Annotated in this window: 1 tRNA gene and 1 other annotated feature; the gene reads right to left on the bottom strand. The window is 48.3% G+C overall.

The features are described 5' to 3' along the window. Positions 1 to 343, bottom strand: a sequence feature (23S ribosomal RNA rRNA prediction is too short). A gap of 210 nt (positions 344 to 553) precedes the next feature. Then, positions 554 to 629 (bottom strand) — tRNA-Ala (locus ACJ8W9_RS12865). Positions 630 to 714: the final 85 nt, after the last annotated feature.

Raw genomic sequence — 714 nt, 5'->3', positions numbered from 1 at the left:
GCTTCGTCGTGTACGGGACTATCACCCTGTATCGTCAAGCTTTCCAGCTTGTTCCACTAAAACTATGATTGCTTAAGGGCTAATTCCCGTTCGCTCGCCGCTACTAGGGAAATCTCGGTTGATTTCTTTTCCTCCGGGTACTTAGATGTTTCAGTTCTCCGGGTTCGCTTCTTACACCTATGAATTCAGTGCAAGATAGTGTGCAAGCACACTGGGTTGCCCCATTCGGAAATCCATGACTCAAGCGGCTCTTACTGCCTCATCATGGCTTATCGCAAGTTAGTACGTCCTTCATCGCCTCCAACTGCCTAGGCATCCACCGTCTACGCTTCTTCACTTAACCATACAACCCGAAAGTGTCTTCCGAGTTCTATGGGCTGTTCTCGATGCTGTACACAAGTTCGATACGCCTCTACCAAAATGGTTGATTCAAGTAGAGTGGCATTTCATTTCTTTATTACAATCAGCTTGTTCATATTGTTAAAGAGCACGTAACACTAAGTTACTGATAATCGTTCTCGTAAGAACGCTTAGCACTAACTTCGAAAGAAAGTGGTGGAGCCAAGCGGGATCGAACCGCTGACCTCCTGCGTGCAAGGCAGGCGCTCTCCCAGCTGAGCTATGGCCCCGTTTCGGTGTTCGTACGCTGCGCTGTTCGTGCGCTACGCTGTTCGTCGTTCGCAAAACAACAAACCAAACACAAAACCGACAAGG

It is taken from the genome of Pseudidiomarina salilacus, from assembly GCF_047323925.1.
Lineage (GTDB): Bacteria > Pseudomonadota > Gammaproteobacteria > Enterobacterales > Alteromonadaceae > Pseudidiomarina > Pseudidiomarina salilacus.
The sequence above is the reverse complement of the archived record's forward strand: the minus strand, read 5'-3'. Positions and strand labels throughout refer to the sequence as shown.